The organism is Haemophilus haemolyticus (assembly GCF_003351405.1).
Classification (GTDB): Bacteria; Pseudomonadota; Gammaproteobacteria; order Enterobacterales; family Pasteurellaceae; genus Haemophilus; species Haemophilus haemolyticus_N.
Window position 1 is genome coordinate 566,186 of record NZ_CP031240.1, and the last position, 19,752, is coordinate 585,937.

Below are 19,752 nucleotides of genomic sequence, written 5' to 3' on the forward strand. Positions count from 1 at the left end.
CTATCCTTCAATCATCGTTATTTGTACTTTTTCTAAAATGGGGTCAAGTAAACTCAAATCACTCACACCGACATTACTTTGAGACACCGCAAAAGCGGACACAGCCGTAGCAAAAGCTAAGGTTTCTGCTTTCGATAAACCTTTTTCAAAACCATAGATTAAACCTGCTACCATTGAATCCCCAGCTCCAACGGTACTCACTACATTTTCACATTTTGGTGGTTCGGCTTTGAGCACGCTTTCATTATTAATCCATAAAGAACCTTTTGCGCCCATTGAAATAATCACGTTTTCAATGCCTTTCGCTTTGAGTTGCTGTGCAGCGGCAATAATTTCTTCAAGACTATTTAATGGATGACCAATCCAAGCCTCAAGTTCTCGATGATTGGGTTTTACTAGCCAAGGTTTCGCTTTCAATCCAGCGGTAAGCGCAGCATTGCTACTATCAAGCACAACTTTTACGCCAGCTTGGTGAAGGTGACTTAACCAATCAGCAAATAATTCAGGAGATACACCTCGAGGTAAACTGCCACAAACTGCGACAATGTCATAATCTAAACAATAAGCTAAAGAATCAGTCACAAATTGTTGCCAAACTTGTGGGTTTATTTGATATCCCAAGAAATTTAAATCTGTCACATCCGCTTCAGTTTCGGTAATTTTTACATTGATACGAGTTTTGCCATCAACACGGTGGAATTTATCTTCCAAACCATGCTTATTAAACATTTGCTCGAAATCAGCTGAATTATCCTCGCCCAAGAAACCGCCTACTGCAACATCAACGCCTAAATCTTTTAGCACTTTTGCGACATTAATTCCTTTCCCAGCAGGAAATAAGCCGAGAGTTTCTACGGTATTTACTTCACCAAGTTGGATACGATTTAAACGCCCGACTAAATCATAAGCGGCATTTAAGGTAATTGTTACGACGCTTGCCATACTATTCACCTAAACCTGATTTGATCACTGCACCGATTCCGTCAATAGCCTGTTGCGCTTCATCGCCCGTTGCAACAAAACGTAAACGAGTCCCTTTCACCACGCCTAATGCCACAATTTTCATCAAACTTTTAGCGCTCACTAATTGAGAATTACGATCAAGATTCTGAACCGCCACAGAGGCATTATATTTTTTCACTTCGTTTACTAACACTGCACTTGGGCGAGCGTGCAAACCGTGTTCGTTCTTAATTACAAACACAGCCTCAATGGCATTTGCCGGTAAGTTATGATCTTCGCTTACCGCTAGTACGTGAATTTGTTCTCCCATAATCTCAATGGTGTCTGGTTCAGATGGTTGCACCGCAGAAACATTCTCGCCCAAGCCATCGGCAATCACTTTGCCCAATGCTTCAATAGCTTGTTTTGCATCTTCCCCTTCTGCCACAAAACGTAAACGATGTCCTTGTGTTACACCAAGCGCAACAATCTTCATCAAGCTTTTTGCACTGACGACTTCACTTTCACGAGTAAGATTTTGCACAGTAATTTTCGAAGTGAATTTTTTCACTTCATTAACCAAATTTGCACTTGGGCGCGCATGTAAACCGTGTTCATTACGAATCGTAAAAGTTCCCACAACGGCACCTTCTACGGATTGAGTTTCAACATCACTCGATGAACCCAAAAGTGCGGTTAAAATTTCTGTTGAATTACCATTGAGCAAGGTTGTTTGAACCTCATCATCTAATAAACGCGCTAAAGTTGGATTAATTTGATCACTGATAGTTGAAACGGTTATCACGCCTTTTACAGCTTTGCCATTGTGGCTAAAAATCGTTTTGGCACGACTAAATGCCAAGGCATTTTTCACATTTCCTACGACAGAATCCGTTACCCATAACCCTTTGCCAAGCGGTAATGCCGCATTATTAATCACCTCAGAAATAAAGCGATTTTCTACCGCACTTTGCATCTGTAATTGCCCCGCATTAATCGCGACTAAAGTTAATAAACTTTGGGTATCTACGTCTACACTGATATTGGCAGTAGGAATTTCAAATGGCTCAATTGTCTCGCCCATTAAAATCGCACGAAATTCAGCAACATCGGTTATTTTTGCTAATTTCGCTGCGGTATCTTCATTACTCAAAACGTGAGTAAGTTGACGTAATAAGGACAAATGCTCATCAGATCGCGCCGCAATACCAATCACAACATAAGCAATATTTCCTTCGCCCCATTCTATGCCTTGAGGAAATTGAAACACTTGCACACCCGTTTTCTTTACCATCGAACGAGTATCCAAGGTGCCATGAGGAATAGCGATGCCATTGCCTAAAAAGGTTGAGGTTTGCTGTTCGCGCGCTAGCATTCCTTGTAAGTAACCGTTTTCCACATTGTCTGCTTGAACTAATGCGGACGCTGCCATTTCAATCACTTGTTGTTTATCAGCTGCGTTAGCATTTAAATGAATGTTGCTTTCCGAAAGTTCTAACATTCTTGCTCCTTAATAATTTAAAAATAAAGCTGCTGGTGAAATAAATCGACCAGCAGCTTGTTGAAAAACAATTATTTAGATGTACAGGCTTTCAGCAGTGCTTCACTACCTTGCACAATATATTCATCATTTTCACCGCGCTCTTTGCCTTTTTGCAAATCACGCATCGCATCATAAATACCTTGAGTCATGCTTTGCGAATCCACTTTTTCCCAACAATTTGCGTTCAAACGTTTAATATTAGCTTGCAATGCTTCCGCATGTAACACGCCGCTATAATAAGCATATACATCAGAATCATGGCCGCCTGTATAAAGTTTATCCTGAATTTGTTTAACAGGAACTAAAATACGGCCTAAATACCAGTCATTCGCACCACTTGCAAAATTATCTACAAAGAAATTTTCATTCACGCGACCTTTATATGTCACTACAGTCGCTTCATAAGCAGCCGCATAGGATTTCTGATCGATTTTATCTTTATCTAAATCAATCACTTTTTTATCGTTCCCCATAAATGGAATATAGTTAGTAACCGATGACCAAGAAGAACAACCTGCCAACATTAACGTAAAAAATAAAACAGAGATTTTTTTAAACATAGTCATACCTGATTAAAGTTAATAAAACGTCGCCATTATACTGGCTGAAGGGGATTAAAGAAAGGGCGGTAATTATTCCGCCTCTTTTACTAAAGACACCAAAATCTGATCGATTTTAAAGTTTTCCGTATCAATCACTTCAAACTTGTATTTTCCGTAAACCACAGAATCGGTTTTTTTTGGGATTTTACGTAACATATACATCATAAAGCCACTGATGGTTTCGTAGTTTTCTTCATCTGGGAAAGATTCAATATCTAATACTCGTGTCACATCTTCTAATGGCGTTGCGCCATCAATAAGCCACGAATTTTCATCACGACTCACAATATATTCTTCTTCGTTAGAAACCAATTCCCCCATAACAATACTCATTACATCATTTAGCGTAACAATACCAACGACAAGGGCGTATTCATTTACAATAATCGCAAAATCTTCGCCAGTAGATTTAAACAATTCCAACACTTCGTAAAGAGAAAGCGTATCAGGCACAAATAGTGCTTTACGGAGTAGTTTGGGATCAGTCAGCACCACATTTTCATTCTGCAAATACATGGTTAGCAACGTATGGGATTCTACATAACCTAAGATTTTGTCGAGGCTATTGTCACAAATCACAATTTTAGAATGAGAATCACGAGAAAGCGTATCCATGACTTCTTGGCGAGAAAAAGTGCGGTCTAAATACACGATATTTTCACGGGTTGTCATGGTGGAAGTCACTGTGCGTGCTTGCATATCGAAAATATTTTCGATGAGATAATGCTCTTGAGTTTTTAATACACCTGCTTCTGCGCCTGCTTCTACTACGGCGAAAATATCTTCAGACGTCATACCATCTTCACGCACAGTGGAAATGCGAAATAAGCGGAAAAATACATTAGCAATCGTATCAAAAAACCATACAAGCGGCTTAAAGACAAACATACTGAAATTCATAATGCCGACAACGCGCAATGCCACCATTTCAGGATAAGTAATGGCAATACGTTTTGGAATAAGATCAGCAAATAAGATAAAGAAACAAGTAACCAACACAAACGCGATTGTAGAAGCGGTTGGTTCAATCCAATCGCCCACAAAAGAGCGGCTTAAAATTTCCGCGATATAAGGGCTTAGTGCGCTTTCACCAATTCCCCCGCCAAGAATCGCCACCATATTCAAACCGATTTGAACCACAGTAATAAAACGACCTGGATGCTCTTGTAATTTAAGCACTTGAAGCGCGCGCACATCCCCTTCATTAGCAAGAGTTTGTAGTTTCAATTTACGCGAACCCGCCAGTGAAATTTCTGCAGAAGAAACAACCGCACTAATTAGAATTAAGGCAATAATCGCCAAAATAGTATGAAATAATTCCATAATCATTACTCAAAAATATGAAAGAAAACGACCGCACTTTGCGGTCGTTCAGGATATTACTCTTCGCTGTCAAACCAACCGCGAACAAATTGAATAGACAAGAATAAAGTAGCTAACAGGAATGCATAGAAAATCCAAGAAACGATTGGATGACTTGGTGTGTCATCTGCAGTAATTTCTTTAATTGAGGTTGCATTGCGATATTCATCCATCATCGTAATACGCCAACCATAGTATTTAATTTGCACAAGTTTGTTGTCATTACCCAAAGCCTGCGCTTCAGCCTGTAAATTGGCCGATCCAAATTTGAAGTAGAACGGGAAACCCCAACGGGTATCTTCATTGCGATACACCATAATTTTGCCATCGTCATTTTGCGTATTGATGTAATACACATCACGTGTTGGGCCATCAGCTGGATTCGATTTTGTGATGGGACCATCTTTATCAACACGTTTAACTTCTACGCCAGTAACACGCGTCACATCGTAATGAGGAAATACATAATTCACCACAGAAAACATAAAACCGTGGAATAAAAAAACAACAATAAATAAGAAATATTTAAAAAACTTTCGCATACTTTTCCCTTGTCAGAACTGTGCATTTATTCTACACGAATTTTAAATAAACGCTCGAAATTTTGCGTGGTGATTCTAGCAAACGTCTCAGCCGAAACACCCTTTAAGGTTGCCACGTATTCACAAACTTCTCTCGTATAAGCCGGTTGATTTTCTTTTCCTCGATAAGGCACTGGCGCAAGATAAGGCGAATCCGTTTCCACCAATAATCGATCCATTGGCACATAACGAATAACCTCACGAATCGCTTCGGCATTTTTAAAGGTGACAATGCCAGAACAAGAAATATAAAAACCTAAATCCAACGCTTTTTTCGCAAATTCCATAGTTTCCGTAAAACAATGAATAACGCCACCGCACTTTTCAGCATGGTGTTCGCGTAACATTGCAATAGTATCATCGCCCGCAGAACGTGTATGAATAATCACAGGCTTATCTAACTGGTTTGCAATATCGATTTGGCTACCAAACACCGCTTGTTGCTCCGCTTTATTGTCCGCGCTGTAATAATAATCTAAGCCAATTTCGCCAATAGCAATCACTTTCGGATCTTGCGCCAAACGCAATAAACGTTCTGCGTCATAAGATTCTTCTTCAAAATCAAGTGGGTGAACACCACAAGCAAGCGAGACATTATTAAATTCGCGTAAAGAGTCATAAGCCTGCTCAAAACGGCTTAAGGTTACACCAATCGCGAGCAAATGTTTCACATCACTCGCGCGCGCTTTTTCCACCACATCTGCGATATTTTTATGTAAATTTTCATAATCCAAAGCATCTAAATGGCAGTGGGAGTCAACAATGAACATAATTATTTTTCCTTATACCTAAGGCTTGAACGCCATAGACGATATATCTTTAATTTATTGCGTTTCAAATACTTCTGTGACTAATCGCGTCAAGCCATCTAATAGCATCAATTCAACATTCACACCATTAATTGTAATCAAATCTGACCGCACTTTTTGCATAATTTTAATGGCTTGTAATAAACCAAGAGCGGTTTGCTCATCGCTGAATTGTTCGATACCACGCCCGAGATCAGCCACTTGTCGATAGCTATCAATTTCAAGTTTATGCTTTAAACAATCAGAAAGAAAAGCCAAAATCCAATCCACTTGCTGAACATAACGTTCTTTATCAAACAACGGAAGCAATTCCAATGGCGAACGTCGGCGATAGAACACCCAAAATTGACGTAAGAAGTTTTTACGCTGTTCAATCAGCCCTTGTTGTAACGTTTCTAAGGCTAAAAGCGGTCGCCCAAGATTCATCGCAAGTGCGGTCAAAATTTCCTGATTTTCTGCCGCACTTTCTGATTTCAACCAATCAACAGCCATCTGTTCATTAGGCACAGACAGGTTCCACACTTGGCATCGACTGTAAATAGTTGCCAACAAACTTGCTGAACTATCCGTTTGAAGAAAAAAATAAGTATTTGGACGAGGCTCTTCCAATGTTTTCAATAACGCATTGGCAGCTGCTTCCGTTAAACGTTCCGCCCCTTGCACATACACCACTTTATTGCCGTTTTGTTGTGCGTGCTGCGCGACAATTTCATTAATGTTGCGTACTTGATCGACGCCAATATCCTTACCGTCAATCGGGCTTAACTCGTGATAATCTGGGTGGCTATGGGCTTGCATTAAATGACAAGAATGGCATTGACCACAAGGTTTATCGCCTTGAGCCACACACATTATTTTCTGTGTAAGTGCATCAAATAAACGTTCTACACCTAAACCAGAATCCGCTTTAATCAGCACAGCATGATGCCCCAAACCTTCGTCAAAGGTTTGAGAAATTTGATGATAAATTGGCATTAACCAAGGATAAAGTGCGGTCATTTTTCGTTTGATTTCCACCAATTTTTTACCGCTCTTTCGATATCAGCTTGAACAAGTTCAATACTCTGCTCTGCATTAATCACCACTGCTTTTGGATTATCTTTTACTAACTCTAAATAGCGTGCTCGAGTACGGTGAAAAAAATCTAAATCCATTTGCTCAATACGGTCTAACTCGCCACGTCCACGAGCTCGCGCTAAACCGACGCTCGGATCTATATCCAAATAAATCGTGAGATCTGGCTCAAAATTGCCTAATACTGTTTCTTTTAAGGTGAGCATAAAATGCGGATCTAATTGACGTCCGCCACCTTGATACGCCTGAGATGACATATCATGGCGATCACCTACTACCCATTTTCCTTGCATTAAAGCAGGTTTAATTACGTTATCCACTAATTGAATACGTGCTGCATAAAGCATTAATAACTCTGCTTTCGCTGTCACAGGCTCTTCAGTTTCATGTTTAATTAGATGACGTAATTTCTCTGCCAACGGGGTTCCACCAGGCTCTCGTGTAGACTCGACATCTTGAATACCAAGTTCATGCAAAACTCGCACAACAGATTGATGAGCGGAGCTTTTCCCCGCACCTTCCAAGCCTTCAATGACAATAAATTTTCCTTTCATATTTTCTTCCGCACTTTTATTTGGCATTTTTCTGGCCACGATACCAACGTAAATATTCTTGCACCGCTTTATTATGTTCATTCAGATTACGAGTAAATTTATGGCCGCCGCTGCCATCGGCAACAAAATAATAAAAGTCCGTTTTCGCTGGATGCGCCACAGCCTGCAAAGCACTTTCACTCACCATCGCAATCGGTGTTGGTGGTAGCCCCTCAATCATATAGGTATTGTAAGGAGTTATCGTTTCCAAATCTTTCTTACGAATATTACCGGTATAGCTCTCACCCATTCCATAAATCACCGTTGGGTCAGTTTGTAGTTTCATATTAGCTTTTAAACGGTTAATAAATACCGAAGCCACTTGTGGACGCTCCTCTGCAATCCCCGTTTCTTTCTCCACAATAGAAGCCAAAATCAGCATCTGATACGGATCCGCTAATGGGAGATTTTCATCGCGCTCATTCCACGCTTTATCTAAGGCTTTTTGTAAACGAGTAGCTGAACGTTTTAATAATTCAAGATCAGTCGAGTTTGGCGTGTAGTTATAGGTATCTGGATATAACCACCCCTCCATGTTATTCCATTCGTAAACGGCTTTTGCAACGGCTGGAATATCCAATAACGCCATAATTTCTTTATCACTTTTACCTTGCAAGGTTTGTTTTAAGTGCGGTGCATTTTCAAGATCTTTTCGCCAATCCTTGAAGGTTTTTCCTTCAATCCATTTTACATTGAACTGAACTTCTTTACCTGAATTGAGCAAATCGAGTAAATTTTGCATAGTTTTAATATTCTCAAGGGAATAAGTGCCTGCTTTTATTTTATTTAGCTCAGGTTTCAACTTCAGCAAATAAGGTAATAATTTCCCATCATCAATTAACTTTTCTTGCTCAAAAAGTGCGGCTAATTTTGAACCTGTTGTACCACGTTCAATAGTTAAAAGTTGATCTGCCTGCACATTTACCGGTGTTTTAACAAATTCAGTAATTTTGTAATAACCAAAACTCGCCACGCCCGCTAAAATCAAAATTAAAAGTAAAATCGCAATTAAAAATTTCTTCATAAGGTATAAGAAAGAGAAAATAAAAAACAACAAAAGGGGCAATTAAGCCCCTTTCTTTTAAACATTAAATCATTTATTAAAATATTGAATATCCGCAGTTTTACGTAACGCTTTTACCCAATCTTTATTTGCGTCTTGTAACTGACTGTTCACCAAATGTTCATAGGCTTTTTGCGTATAAGCATCCGCCGTGCGGTCACCATCGCGAGTGCCTGTCACTTCCAAAATATGCCAACCGAACTCAGTTTTAAATGGCGCAGAAATTACACCTTGTTTACTTTGTGCTACGGTCTGTGCAAATTGTGGTGCGTAACTTTCTGGGAACGCATAACCTAAACTACCGCCATTCGCACCGGATAAATAATCTTTCGAATATTTTAAAGCCGCGTCTGCAAAAGTCATTTTGCCCGCAATAATATCAGAGCGAATTCTTGTTAATTCAGCTTTGGCTTGTGCATCATTTAACATCGGGTTAAGTTTTAACAAAATATGACGAACTTCGTATTCTTTACCCGTTACTTTTTGTGCAGTGCCTTGCGATTTTGCTTCATCTAACATTTTTTGACCAAGCGCAACTACTTCTTCACGCGTCACCGCAACACTTTCATTGATCGCCTTATTACGCACCGCCCCCATCATCATTTGATTGGCAATTTGTTGACGAAATGTATTTAATGAAATGCCTTGATAATCTAACGCATCCAAAAATTGACCATAAGTTAAACCATTTCTTGCTGCAGTATCTTCCACAACACGATCGATTTCACGCGGATCAATTTTCACACCAGATTCTTGAATCGCTTTTTGCACTAAAAGATCATCAATAATTTTATCAAGTGCACTTTGGCGATCGCCTTTTTTACCCATATTTGCACGAACTTGGCTTTCTAAAATAGGAATACCATCTACCGTTGCTACAACACGTTCCCCTGCTTGAGCCATAGAAGTAAAAGCAACACAACCTAAAGTAGCCAATAAAAAAGATTTTAGAATAAATTTTTTCATTTTCATCTCATCAAAAAAGAGTCAATAACGTTGGTTAGAGTAACAATTCTATTGAAGGTTCACAATAGATAAGATTTATTTCCCTAGGATAGCAACTTCGTAACAGCCATCTTGTTTTTCAGTGCGAACTTGCACTAGTTCATCGCGGCTTGTTGGCACATTTTTACCTACGTAATCAGCACGAATTGGTAATTCACGATGACCACGATCAACAAAAATCACTAATTCAATTTTTGCAGCACGACCAAAATCGGTGAGTGCATCCATTGCCGCTCGAATGGTTCGACCAGTAAACAATACATCATCAACCAAAATGACAGTTTTATCTTGAATATTCAAATATTGTGATGAACCGCTATAAACTGGCATTTTATCTTCCTGATCAACCAAAGTTAAATCATCGCGATAAAAAGTGATATCCAGTTCCATTGAAGGTAAATTTATACCACTTAACTCTTCAACTCGACGTTGTAATAATTCTGCAATTTCCGCGCCACGGCGTTTAATCCCAACAATCACAAGATCATCTAACGTTTGATGTTTTTCAATAATTTCGTGAGAAATACGCGAAATCGTGCGAAGAAAACGATCGTGGTCGATAATAATTTTTTCCATTTTTCCCAGCTTTATCAATAGTATTTCAATGCGCAAAGTATAAAGAAAATACGCCTAAAAAGCGACGGTATTTGCACCATTTTTCTTGTTCGTTATACTATCCAAAACATTCCATCAAAGGAAATAAAATTATGCGCTACTCTATTCAAGATTTTATTCAACTCATTGCCCAACTTCGTAATCCAAATGGCGGATGCCCTTGGGATTTAAAACAAAATTATGAATCGATGATTCCTTGCTTAACGGAAGAAACTTACGAAGTAATCGAAGCAATTGAGAAAAAAGACATTCCAAATTTACGCGAAGAATTAGGGGATTTATTGTTACAAGTCGTTTTCTTCAGCCAGCTTGCTACAGAAGATAAACACTTTACTTTTGACGATGTATTGCACGATGTTGCTGAAAAAATTGTGCGCCGTCATCCTCATGTGTTTGGTGATGCAAAAGCGGGGGATGAAACAGAAGCCCTTTCCCGTTGGAACGAAATGAAAGCCAAAGAAAAACAAGGTAAAAGTGCAGAAACCTCTATTTTAGATAATATACCTCGTGCTTTGCCTTCTCTTACGCGAGCGGCAAAATTACAAAAACGTTGTTCAAAAGTAGGGTTTGATTGGGAAGAAATTTCCCCCGTATTTGACAAAGTGCAGGAAGAATTAGAAGAAGTTCAAGCTGAAATTAACCGCACTTCGATTGCGCAAAATAAAGTGGAAGAGGAAATCGGTGATTTATTGTTCGCAACAGTCAATCTTGCTCGCCATTTAAAATGTGATCCTGAAGACGCATTGCGAAAAGCAAATTTAAAATTTGAACGTCGTTTTCGAGCAGTAGAACAAGCGGTTCAACAACAAGGTAAGCAAGTTAATGATGTGCCACTTATTGAGTTAGATTTGTTGTGGGATGAAGTGAAAAAACAAGAAAACTAATTGAAAAGTGCGGTAAAAATTTCTCTCACTTTTTACCGCACTTTCTTCGTTAAAGTTGCTGAATATCCAATGCCATTTGGTCTAACATTTCATAACGTTTACGATACATAGAACGTTTTTTACTTGCAATATCTTCTAATTGTTTACGTTCAATATCCAAAGGTAATTGCCAATAATTATGGCGATATTCCCCTTGATTCTCTTGCCAGAACTCATCGTAATTAAACAAAATCTTACTGCGCGCAGAAAGACGATATTTTCCTTGCGCTTTGTGCGGAATGCCCACTAACTCACATTGCCATTTTTCAGCGAGCATTTTGAATGCATTGACTAACAGAAACATTGGACGCATACCGTGCAATGCTTTCGTAGCCTGTTTCACAAGCTCTTGAGCATTGTCACTTGAGGGACCTTGAATCGAAGCGATAAGCAATTTATTCGGGCTCAAAAAAGTGAAAGACGCATCATATACTCGCTCATTATGTTGATTACGAATATTAATAGAAAAATACCCTTCAAAGGGATCGATATGGTTGATACTCAAAGATAAACGCAAATCATCAGTTAATTGCGTTAACACGATATTTTGTTGTTCTAATAATTGTTGGCAAAGCGAACGTCCCATTTTATCTTCTGCCAAACGTAAATTCTCCGTAATCGCCGTTAAACGTTCTGAAGCAGAAAAGCGTTTATCGCAAAAAGTAGTCAGAACAGTATTGATACGATAATAATCTTGTGTAAATAAAGGCTGCCATTGAGTTTCTGTATTAAGAAAATCCACTAATTGGCTACATTGCTTTTGATACAACCATTTATAGCCATAATAGCGTAATTTTTCCCGCACTTGTTTGAGAAAAGGGCGATCCTTTGAATAAGGATACATTTGAACGTAAGTGGGGAAAATAAAATTATTTTTCGTGGACATAACTCAATATTTTGTGAAATTTAATAAAATTATCAGTCATTTTAGCGATTATCACTTCATTTGCCAAAATTCTTTTTTGTTTAAAACCCACTTTACAACTCAGATTTTGTTATAATCTTTTCCTTGAATTCCTTTTTCCCTACCCCAATATTTACCCAAATTATCGGAAAGAATTAAGAGAGATAAATTATGGCGAAGAATACCCAACGTACGATGCCCGTATTGCCATTACGCGATGTCGTCGTTTTCCCTTACATGGTGATGCCACTTTTTGTAGGGCGTGCGAAATCAATTAATGCCCTTGAAGAAGCGATGAATGATGATAAACAGCTTCTTTTGGTATCTCAAAAAGAAGCAGATTTGGAAGAACCTACCCCTGAAGATTTATTTGATGTGGGTACCATTGCTAACATTATTCAGTTACTAAAATTACCTGATGGCACAGTGAAAGTGCTAGTTGAAGGTCAAAATCGCGCGAAAATTAACAGCCTTGAAGATGGCGAAAAGTGCTTTTCCGCAAAAATTACCCCTATCGAAACCACTTATGGTGATGAAAAAGAGTTAGATGTTGCGAAAAAAGCGATACTTTCCGAATTCGAAAATTATCTCACCTTAAATAAAAAAATCCCTGCTGATGTATTAAATGCACTTCATCGCCTTGGTGATGCAGATCGTTTATCAGACACAATGGCTGCTCATTTACCGGTAAGTGTTCGCCATAAACAAAGCGTCTTGGAACTTGCTAACGTGCAAGACCGCTTAGAATATCTGCTTGGTATGATGGAATCAGAAGCGGACATTCTCCAAGTTGAAAAACGTATTCGTGGCCGCGTAAAAAAACAAATGGAGAAAAGCCAACGTAACTATTATCTAAGCGAGCAAATTAAAGCTATTCGCAAAGAAATGGATAGTGGCGAAAATGAAGACACGATTGATGAAGTTGAACAACTTCGTCAAAAAGTAGAAGCGGCTGGCATGCCTGCGGATGTACGCGACAAAGTGGAAAATGAGTTACAAAAACTCAAAATGATGTCAGCCATGTCTTCTGAAGCAACCGTTGTGCGTAGCTACATTGAATGGATGATCCAAGTGCCTTGGCATCAACGTTCTAAAGTGAAAAAAGACATTTCGAAAGCACAACAAGTATTAGATGCCGATCACTATGGTTTAGAACGAGTGAAAGAACGTATTCTTGAATATCTTGCAGTACAAGCTCGTTTAAACAAAGTGAAAGGGCCAATTCTTTGCTTAGTTGGCCCTCCAGGCGTAGGTAAAACCTCTCTTGGTCAGTCTATTGCCAATGCTACTGGTCGTAAATATGTACGTATGGCATTAGGCGGTGTTCGCGATGAGGCGGAAATCCGTGGTCACCGTAAAACCTATATTGGCGCATTGCCAGGCAAATTAATTCAAAAGATGGCAAAAGTGGGGGTAAAAAATCCATTATTCTTGCTTGATGAAATCGACAAAATGGCATCCGATATGCGAGGCGATCCAGCCTCAGCATTGCTTGAAGTATTAGATCCCGAGCAAAACACCACGTTTAACGATCACTATTTAGAAGTGGATTATGATCTGTCTGATGTGATGTTTGTGGCGACATCAAACTCCATGAATATTCCAGGCCCATTATTGGATCGTATGGAAGTTATTCGTCTTTCTGGTTATACAGAAGATGAAAAACTTAATATCGCAATGCGCCACTTATTAGCGAAACAAATTGAACGTAATGGTTTGAAGAAAGGCGAACTTACCGTCGAAGAAAGCGCAATTTTAGATATTATTCGCTATTACACTCGTGAAGCGGGCGTGCGTGGATTAGAACGTGAAATTTCAAAAATCTGCCGTAAAGCAGTGAAAAACTTATTGGTAAATCCAAAACTTAAATCTATCACGGTAAATTCAGATAATCTGCACGATTATCTTGGTGTCAAACGCTTTGAATTTGGCAAAGCCGATACACAAAACCGCATTGGTGAAGTGACAGGTCTAGCTTGGACAGAAGTGGGCGGTGATTTACTCACTATTGAAACCGCCTCCGTTGTTGGAAAAGGAAAACTCACATTCACCGGTTCGTTAGGTGATGTGATGAAAGAATCTATCCAAGCGGCCATGACGGTTGTGCGTGCTCGTGCGGATAAACTTGGTATTAATTCTGAGTTCCATGAAAAACGTGACATTCACATTCACGTGCCAGATGGTGCAACACCAAAAGATGGTCCGAGTGCGGGTATTGCAATGTGTACTGCATTAGTTTCTTGTTTAACAGGTAATCCTGTACGTGCAGATGTAGCCATGACAGGGGAAATCAGTTTACGCGGAAAAGTATTACCAATCGGTGGATTAAAAGAAAAACTTCTTGCGGCACATCGTGGCGGAATTAAAACCGTATTAATTCCAAAAGAGAACGTTAAAGATCTCGAAGAAATTCCAGAAAACGTAAAACAAAATCTTTCGATTCATGCAGTAGAAACCATTGATGAAGTACTTGGTCTTGCGTTAGAAAATCCGCCTGAAGGCATTGAATTTGTCAAAGTTGAAGCTAAAGCGGCAAAATCACCACGCCGTAAAGCGACCAGTAAGACAACAAGAGCGGTCAATTAATTGAATGTTTTAGGGCTTGTGAAAACAGGCCCTTTTTATCAATATTCACAGCGTCAGCTAAGATTTCATATTGACACAACGTTAATTTGTACTTTTTCTAACTATTCTCACATTTAAAACTTGTTAATAACGGCATGCTCAAACTTCCTCCACTTTCCCTTTATATACACATTCCTTGGTGCGTTCAAAAATGCCCTTATTGCGATTTTAATTCGCACGCACAAAAAGGCGATATACCAGAACAAGACTATATTCATCACCTTCTGAAAGATCTGCAGGCCGATTTACAGCGCTTCAAAGATTCTATTCAACAACGAAAACTCCATTCAATTTTTATTGGTGGCGGTACGCCAAGTTTGTTCTCGTCAGAAAGCATTGCGTATCTCTTAAAAGAAATAAAAACGCAGATTGATTTTGAAGATAATATTGAAATCACATTAGAAGCGAATCCTGGCACGGTAGAAGCTGAACGTTTTAAAGGTTATGTATCCGCAGGCATTACGCGAATTTCTATGGGAATTCAAAGTTTCAATGATGATAAATTACAGCGTCTTGGGCGGATTCATAATGCAGCAGAAGCAAAAAGTGCGGTCAATTTAGCGAAAGTTTCTGGGCTAAAAAGTTTTAATTTGGATTTAATGCACGGTTTGCCAAACCAAACGTTGGAAGAGGCTTTAGATGATCTTCGCCAAGCTATTGAGTTATCTCCTCCTCATCTTTCTTGGTATCAGCTTACTATTGAGCCAAATACGATGTTTGCTTACCGCCCACCTAAATTACCAGATGATGATGAACTTTGGGATATTTTTGAGCAAGGCCACCAACTTTTAACCGCAGCAGGATATCAGCAATATGAAACGTCAGCCTATGCAAAAGCAGGTTTTCAATGTAAACATAATTTGAATTATTGGCGGTTTGGGGATTATTTAGCCATTGGCTGTGGCGCACATGGAAAACTGACCTTCCCTAATGGCGAGATTACCCGCTTTTCTAAAACCAAGCACCCGAAAGGTTATTTGCGTGGCGAATATCTTTACGAAGAAAAAAACGTGCCAGAAATTGACCGCCCTTTTGAGTTTTTTATGAATCGCTTTCGTTTGTTAGAAGCAGTGCCCAAACAAGAATTTGAAGATTACACAGGTTTATCTCAAAGTGCGGTGAAAAATCAAATTGATTTTGCCATTCAACAAAACTATATTGTGGAAAACGCTGATTCTTGGCAAATCACTGAGCATGGCAAGTTATTTCTCAATGAACTATTGGAATTATTTTTAACGGAATCGTAGCTCATCCGTTAAACCTCTCATTGCTGAAAAATTACACTTGTTTATTAAATACTCTCGTAATAAAGTAACTCAATCGTTTACTTATTAGAATAAGGAAAAGAAATGAATCAATTAGAAATGAAAAAACTCGCCGCACAAGCCGCATTACAATATGTAAAAGCCGACACAATTGTTGGCGTGGGAAGCGGCTCCACGGTGAACTGCTTTATTGAGGCTTTAGGTACAATCAAAGATAAAATTCAAGGCGCAGTTGCGGCTTCAAAAGCATCAGAAGAATTATTACGTAAACAAGGTATCGAAGTATTTAATGCAAATGATGTCTCTAGCTTAGATATTTATGTGGATGGTGCAGATGAAATCAATCCACAAAAAATGATGATTAAAGGCGGCGGCGCAGCGCTCACTCGTGAAAAAATCGTCGCTGCATTAGCGAAAAAATTTATTTGTATTGTGGATTCGAGTAAACAAGTGGATGTGTTAGGTTCTACCTTCCCATTACCAGTTGAAGTTATTCCAATGGCTCGTTCACAAGTAAGCAGAAAATTAGCCGCACTTGGTGGCGCACCTGAATATCGTGAAGGCGTGGTTACAGATAACGGTAATGTAATTTTAGATGTGCACAACTTCAGTATTTTAAATCCAGTTGAAATGGAAAAAGAATTAAACAACGTTGCGGGTGTTGTCACTAACGGGATATTCGCATTGCGTGGCGCAGATGTTGTGATCGTCGGTACGCCTGAAGGCGCCAAAATTATTGACTAATTCATAATAAAAATCATAAGGAAGTAAACATGACAAACAAAGTTTCACTCGACAAATCAAAAATCAAATTCGTATTGTTTGAAGGTGTGCATCAAAGCGCACTTGATACGCTCCACGCGGCAGGCTATAGCAATATTGATTACTATAAAAAAGCACTAGATGGCGATGAATTAAAAGAAGCCATTAAAGATGCACACTTTATCGGCTTGCGTTCTCGCACCCATTTAACGGCAGAAATGATTGAAGCCGCACCCAAATTAATCGCAGTGGGATGTTTCTGTATTGGCACCAACCAAGTGGATCTAAATGCGGCAAAAGCGCGTGGAATTCCTGTATTTAATGCCCCATTCTCAAACACTCGTTCCGTCGCAGAACTTGTATTAGGCGAGATTTTATTACTTATGCGCAATGTGCCACAGGCTAATTCCGAAGTACATCGTGGCGTCTGGAATAAATCAGCGACTGGATCTCATGAAGTGCGGGGTAAAAAACTTGGAATTATTGGTTACGGCCACATTGGTTCACAATTAAGTATTATTGCGGAATCATTAGGTATGGATGTACATTTCTACGATATCGAAAATAAACTTCCGCTCGGTAATGCCAAACAGGTTCGTAGCCTTGAAGAATTACTCAGTTCTTGCGATGTGGTTTCATTACATGTGCCAGAGTTACCATCTACCAAAAACTTAATGAACGCTGAGCGTATCGCACAATTAAAACAAGGTGCAATTTTGATCAATGCTGCGCGTGGCACAGTGGTAGATATTGATGCGCTCGCTCAAGCCTTAAAAGACGGTAAAATTCACGGCGCTGCCATTGATGTATTCCCAATTGAACCTGCGTCAATTAATGAAGAATTTGTCTCACCGTTACGCGAATTTGATAATGTGATTTTGACACCACATATCGGTGGTTCAACAGCAGAAGCACAGGAAAATATCGGTTTTGAAGTAGCAGGCAAATTTGTCAAATATTCAGACAATGGTTCAACGCTTTCTTCCGTCAACTTCCCAGAAGTATCTTTACCTGAACATGAAGGAACAAAACGCTTGTTGCATATTCACGAAAATCGTCCTGGTATATTGAACAAACTGAACCAAATTTTCGTCGGAGCCAACCTCAATATTGCAGCGCAATATTTACAAACTGACCCAAAAATTGGTTATGTTGTCGTTGATGTAGAAACGAATGATGCATCGCCATTACTGACGAAATTGAAGGAAATAGATGGCACAATTCGTGCGCGTGTACTGTACTAAATAGAAAAAAGATCAGGTTAATGCCTGATCTTTTTTGCTTTATTATTCAGTAATCGAATAAGGTAATTGCACTCGCTCTAACAATATTTCACTATTCGGCAATCTAAATTGTTGTTCCGAATCAATGTCGTTATTCATCACAACTTGCAACCATAAAACACCGTCTAAATTGACCGCACTTGTAATCGTTCCTGTTTTTCGCCAATTTGATTCAATCTGCATTTCAATTTCACTACCAATTTCCACTTCCTGCTGGGTTTGTGCTTTAAAGACAAACATTGCGCGTTTATTTGCACCACGATATTTCGCACGAGCCACGGTTTCTTGTCCAATATAACAACCTTTGGTAAAAGAAATTGCTTGCTCAATAGCCTGTAAATTTAACGCTTGTGGGATAAATTCATTTTGCGTTTGTGGGCTTAAATTTGGCAATCCCGATTGAATATCGGCTACATCCCAAATTTTTTCATCGCCACTAAAATTCACTGGCAATTCGGTTTCATTCAATAAAATTGAACGTTGTCCATCAATTTCCAAGGAAAAGTGCGGTGTAATTTTTCCACATTTTTCACCTATCACGCCAATAATTTGCCAATCACGTAAATCAAAACTCACTTTTGAAAACACCGCATATTTTTTCAAGGCATCTAGACCACTTGGCAATAGATCTTTCTTAATAAGCAAAAAGAATTGTTCACTACTCACTTTAAATAAACGATAAATTGCATTCATTTTGCCTTTCGGATCACAATGAGCCGTAAGTGTCATTGCGCCACTTGCTAATCGCACAACATCCGTGGTTAACTGCCCTTGCAAATATTTTTCTGCATCCGCACCATGTGCCTCAATCAGTTGATATTGAGTAAGAGAAATAAATTGAGACATTCTGCTTTCCTATTCTAAATTCTGAATTTGCTCACGCATTTGTTCGATAAGCACTTTCAGCTCAACTGCAGAAGCCGTGATATCCGCATTAATGGATTTGGACGCAAGGGTATTGGATTCACGATTCAATTCTTGCATCATAAAATCTAATTTACGACCAACCGCACCGCCTTTTTTCAAAATATTCGTGGTTTCTTTCACGTGCATTTGTAAACGATCGAGCTCTTCCGCCACATCAACGCGTTGAGCCAATAAAATCATTTCTTGTTCCACACGTTGAGGATCAAGATTAACTTGAGCATCTTCAAAACGCTGCAATAAGCGCTCACGTTGCCATTGTAAAACTGCCGGCATTTGTGACCGCACTTTATCCGCTTCCACGACAATAGCATCCAAGCGTTGTTGAATAATATCGTTCAGTTTTTCACCTTCACGACCACGCATTGCAATAAAATCTGTCAGTAAATCATCAAAGGCTGTCAACAAATCTTGACTAATCGTATCTAAGTCTTGCTCTTGCGCTTCCACCACACCAGGGTAACGCAACACGTCCGTCAAATTAATTTCACCTTCTCCAGCTTGAGTTTTAATCCATTGCAAAGATTGAATCACTTGATTCGCAAGCTCTTTATTTAAATTCAATTCTGCATTTGTTCGTTTTTTTGTTTCAATGCGCAAAGAGCATTCAATTTTACCGCGAGTGAGATTTTGACGAAGTTTCTCACGCAACGTGTTTTCTAATCCGCGAAATTGCTCGGGTAAACGGAAAAAGTTTTCTAAATAACGTTGGTTAACGGAACGAATTTCCCATACCGCATCGCCCCAATCTTTTTTCACTTCAAGGCGTGCAAAGGCGGTCATACTGTAAATCATAAGCTCTCCTATGTTGTCTTAGTTGATTCGCTAAGTATTGTAACGAGATGAACACAGAAAGGGAAAAGAAAAGTGCGGTAAA

19 protein-coding genes are annotated in these 19,752 nt (G+C 39.2%); 5 read left to right on the top strand and 14 right to left on the bottom strand.

Annotated features, from left to right (window positions below; genetic code table 11):
* From fruK to pyrR, 11 genes are all read right to left on the bottom strand, one after another.
* A complete protein-coding gene (fruK, locus tag DV427_RS02850; RefSeq protein WP_114891225.1) occupies positions 1–942 on the bottom strand; it encodes a 1-phosphofructokinase in 942 nt (313 codons plus the stop codon).
* 1 nt (position 943) lies between these two features.
* Positions 944–2,443 carry a fused PTS fructose transporter subunit IIA/HPr protein gene (gene fruB, locus DV427_RS02855; RefSeq protein ID WP_114891226.1) on the bottom strand — a complete coding sequence of 500 codons (1,500 nt, stop codon included), beginning with the start codon at positions 2,441–2,443 and terminating at the stop codon, positions 944–946.
* Between the two features lie 71 nt (positions 2,444–2,514).
* Positions 2,515–3,045: a hypothetical protein gene (locus DV427_RS02860; protein WP_162790256.1), complete on the bottom strand. Its 531-nt coding sequence runs from the start codon at positions 3,043–3,045 to the stop codon at positions 2,515–2,517.
* A gap of 72 nt (positions 3,046–3,117) precedes the next feature.
* Positions 3,118–4,416: a polyamine export protein PaeA gene (paeA, locus tag DV427_RS02865; protein WP_005635716.1), complete on the bottom strand. Its 1,299-nt coding sequence runs from the start codon at positions 4,414–4,416 to the stop codon at positions 3,118–3,120.
* Between the two features lie 50 nt (positions 4,417–4,466).
* Positions 4,467–4,991 (bottom strand): DUF1523 family protein, encoded by a 525-nt coding sequence (locus DV427_RS02870; RefSeq protein ID WP_005626131.1) that lies wholly within the window; start codon positions 4,989–4,991, stop codon positions 4,467–4,469.
* A gap of 26 nt (positions 4,992–5,017) precedes the next feature.
* Positions 5,018–5,800 carry a TatD family hydrolase gene (locus DV427_RS02875; RefSeq protein ID WP_114891228.1) on the bottom strand — a complete coding sequence of 261 codons (783 nt, stop codon included), beginning with the start codon at positions 5,798–5,800 and terminating at the stop codon, positions 5,018–5,020.
* A gap of 54 nt (positions 5,801–5,854) precedes the next feature.
* Entirely contained in the window at positions 5,855–6,838 is a 984-nt protein-coding gene (locus DV427_RS02880; RefSeq protein WP_114891229.1) for a DNA polymerase III subunit delta', read from the bottom strand.
* Entirely contained in the window at positions 6,835–7,467 is a 633-nt protein-coding gene (gene tmk, locus DV427_RS02885; protein WP_162790310.1) for a dTMP kinase, read from the bottom strand. The genes DV427_RS02880 and tmk overlap by 4 nt, the downstream gene beginning before the upstream one ends.
* 16 nt (positions 7,468–7,483) lie before the next feature.
* Positions 7,484–8,530: an endolytic transglycosylase MltG gene (gene mltG / locus DV427_RS02890; protein ID WP_114892169.1), complete on the bottom strand. Its 1,047-nt coding sequence runs from the start codon at positions 8,528–8,530 to the stop codon at positions 7,484–7,486.
* Between the two features lie 69 nt (positions 8,531–8,599).
* The gene (locus DV427_RS02895; protein ID WP_032828083.1) at positions 8,600–9,535 is read right to left on the bottom strand and encodes a peptidylprolyl isomerase; all 936 of its coding nucleotides are present in this window, start codon (positions 9,533–9,535) and stop codon (positions 8,600–8,602) included.
* Between the two features lie 75 nt (positions 9,536–9,610).
* A complete protein-coding gene (pyrR, locus tag DV427_RS02900; protein ID WP_005626142.1) occupies positions 9,611–10,150 on the bottom strand; it encodes a bifunctional pyr operon transcriptional regulator/uracil phosphoribosyltransferase PyrR in 540 nt (179 codons plus the stop codon).
* A gap of 131 nt (positions 10,151–10,281) precedes the next feature.
* Between pyrR and mazG the strand changes: the two genes are divergently transcribed.
* Entirely contained in the window at positions 10,282–11,073 is a 792-nt protein-coding gene (mazG, locus tag DV427_RS02905) for a nucleoside triphosphate pyrophosphohydrolase (protein ID WP_114891231.1), read from the top strand.
* Between the two features lie 49 nt (positions 11,074–11,122).
* On the opposite strand, the gene DV427_RS02910 is transcribed toward mazG, so the two are convergent.
* Entirely contained in the window at positions 11,123–11,998 is an 876-nt protein-coding gene (locus DV427_RS02910) for a VirK/YbjX family protein (protein WP_114891232.1), read from the bottom strand.
* A 189-nt stretch (positions 11,999–12,187) separates the two neighbouring features.
* Here DV427_RS02910 and lon point away from each other — a divergent pair, with 189 nt between their 5' ends.
* The 4 genes from lon to serA all read left to right on the top strand — a co-directional run bounded on the left by lon (position 12,188) and on the right by serA (position 17,912).
* Positions 12,188–14,602: an endopeptidase La gene (lon, locus tag DV427_RS02915; protein ID WP_114891233.1), complete on the top strand. Its 2,415-nt coding sequence runs from the start codon at positions 12,188–12,190 to the stop codon at positions 14,600–14,602.
* Between the two features lie 134 nt (positions 14,603–14,736).
* The gene (gene hemW / locus DV427_RS02920) at positions 14,737–15,888 is read left to right on the top strand and encodes a radical SAM family heme chaperone HemW (RefSeq protein ID WP_114891234.1); all 1,152 of its coding nucleotides are present in this window, start codon (positions 14,737–14,739) and stop codon (positions 15,886–15,888) included.
* A 102-nt stretch (positions 15,889–15,990) separates the two neighbouring features.
* Positions 15,991–16,650, top strand: a complete 660-nt coding sequence (rpiA, locus tag DV427_RS02925) for a ribose-5-phosphate isomerase RpiA (protein ID WP_114891235.1) — start codon at positions 15,991–15,993, stop codon at positions 16,648–16,650.
* A gap of 29 nt (positions 16,651–16,679) precedes the next feature.
* On the top strand, positions 16,680–17,912 hold the full coding sequence (serA, locus tag DV427_RS02930; protein ID WP_114891236.1) for a phosphoglycerate dehydrogenase: 1,233 nt from the start codon (positions 16,680–16,682) through the stop codon (positions 17,910–17,912).
* A gap of 42 nt (positions 17,913–17,954) precedes the next feature.
* On the opposite strand, the gene ygfZ is transcribed toward serA, so the two are convergent.
* Both ygfZ and DV427_RS02940 read right to left on the bottom strand, forming a co-directional pair.
* Complete coding sequence (ygfZ, locus tag DV427_RS02935; protein ID WP_114891237.1) at positions 17,955–18,797, bottom strand: CAF17-like 4Fe-4S cluster assembly/insertion protein YgfZ; 843 nt, start codon at positions 18,795–18,797, stop codon at positions 17,955–17,957.
* 9 nt (positions 18,798–18,806) lie between these two features.
* Positions 18,807–19,670 carry a YicC/YloC family endoribonuclease gene (locus DV427_RS02940; protein ID WP_114891238.1) on the bottom strand — a complete coding sequence of 288 codons (864 nt, stop codon included), beginning with the start codon at positions 19,668–19,670 and terminating at the stop codon, positions 18,807–18,809.
* Positions 19,671–19,752 lie beyond the last annotated feature (82 nt).

Bases quoted from the DNA above. Each gene is read 5' to 3' on its own strand.
- fruK (WP_114891225.1), bottom strand. From the start codon at position 942: ATGGCAAGCGTCGTAACAATTACCTTAAATGCCGCTTATGATTTAGTC.
- fruB (WP_114891226.1), bottom strand. From the start codon at position 2,443: ATGTTAGAACTTTCGGAAAGCAACATTCATTTAAATGCTAACGCAGCT.
- DV427_RS02860 (WP_162790256.1), bottom strand. From the start codon at position 3,045: ATGTTTAAAAAAATCTCTGTTTTATTTTTTACGTTAATGTTGGCAGGT.
- paeA (WP_005635716.1), bottom strand. From the start codon at position 4,416: ATGATTATGGAATTATTTCATACTATTTTGGCGATTATTGCCTTAATT.
- DV427_RS02870 (WP_005626131.1), bottom strand. From the start codon at position 4,991: ATGCGAAAGTTTTTTAAATATTTCTTATTTATTGTTGTTTTTTTATTC.
- DV427_RS02875 (WP_114891228.1), bottom strand. From the start codon at position 5,800: ATGTTCATTGTTGACTCCCACTGCCATTTAGATGCTTTGGATTATGAA.
- DV427_RS02880 (WP_114891229.1), bottom strand. From the start codon at position 6,838: ATGACCGCACTTTATCCTTGGTTAATGCCAATTTATCATCAAATTTCT.
- tmk (WP_162790310.1), bottom strand. From the start codon at position 7,467: ATGAAAGGAAAATTTATTGTCATTGAAGGCTTGGAAGGTGCGGGGAAA.
- mltG (WP_114892169.1), bottom strand. From the start codon at position 8,530: ATGAAGAAATTTTTAATTGCGATTTTACTTTTAATTTTGATTTTAGCG.
- DV427_RS02895 (WP_032828083.1), bottom strand. From the start codon at position 9,535: ATGAAAAAATTTATTCTAAAATCTTTTTTATTGGCTACTTTAGGTTGT.
- pyrR (WP_005626142.1), bottom strand. From the start codon at position 10,150: ATGGAAAAAATTATTATCGACCACGATCGTTTTCTTCGCACGATTTCG.
- mazG (WP_114891231.1), top strand. From the start codon at position 10,282: ATGCGCTACTCTATTCAAGATTTTATTCAACTCATTGCCCAACTTCGT.
- DV427_RS02910 (WP_114891232.1), bottom strand. From the start codon at position 11,998: ATGTCCACGAAAAATAATTTTATTTTCCCCACTTACGTTCAAATGTAT.
- lon (WP_114891233.1), top strand. From the start codon at position 12,188: ATGGCGAAGAATACCCAACGTACGATGCCCGTATTGCCATTACGCGAT.
- hemW (WP_114891234.1), top strand. From the start codon at position 14,737: ATGCTCAAACTTCCTCCACTTTCCCTTTATATACACATTCCTTGGTGC.
- rpiA (WP_114891235.1), top strand. From the start codon at position 15,991: ATGAATCAATTAGAAATGAAAAAACTCGCCGCACAAGCCGCATTACAA.
- serA (WP_114891236.1), top strand. From the start codon at position 16,680: ATGACAAACAAAGTTTCACTCGACAAATCAAAAATCAAATTCGTATTG.
- ygfZ (WP_114891237.1), bottom strand. From the start codon at position 18,797: ATGTCTCAATTTATTTCTCTTACTCAATATCAACTGATTGAGGCACAT.
- DV427_RS02940 (WP_114891238.1), bottom strand. From the start codon at position 19,670: ATGATTTACAGTATGACCGCCTTTGCACGCCTTGAAGTGAAAAAAGAT.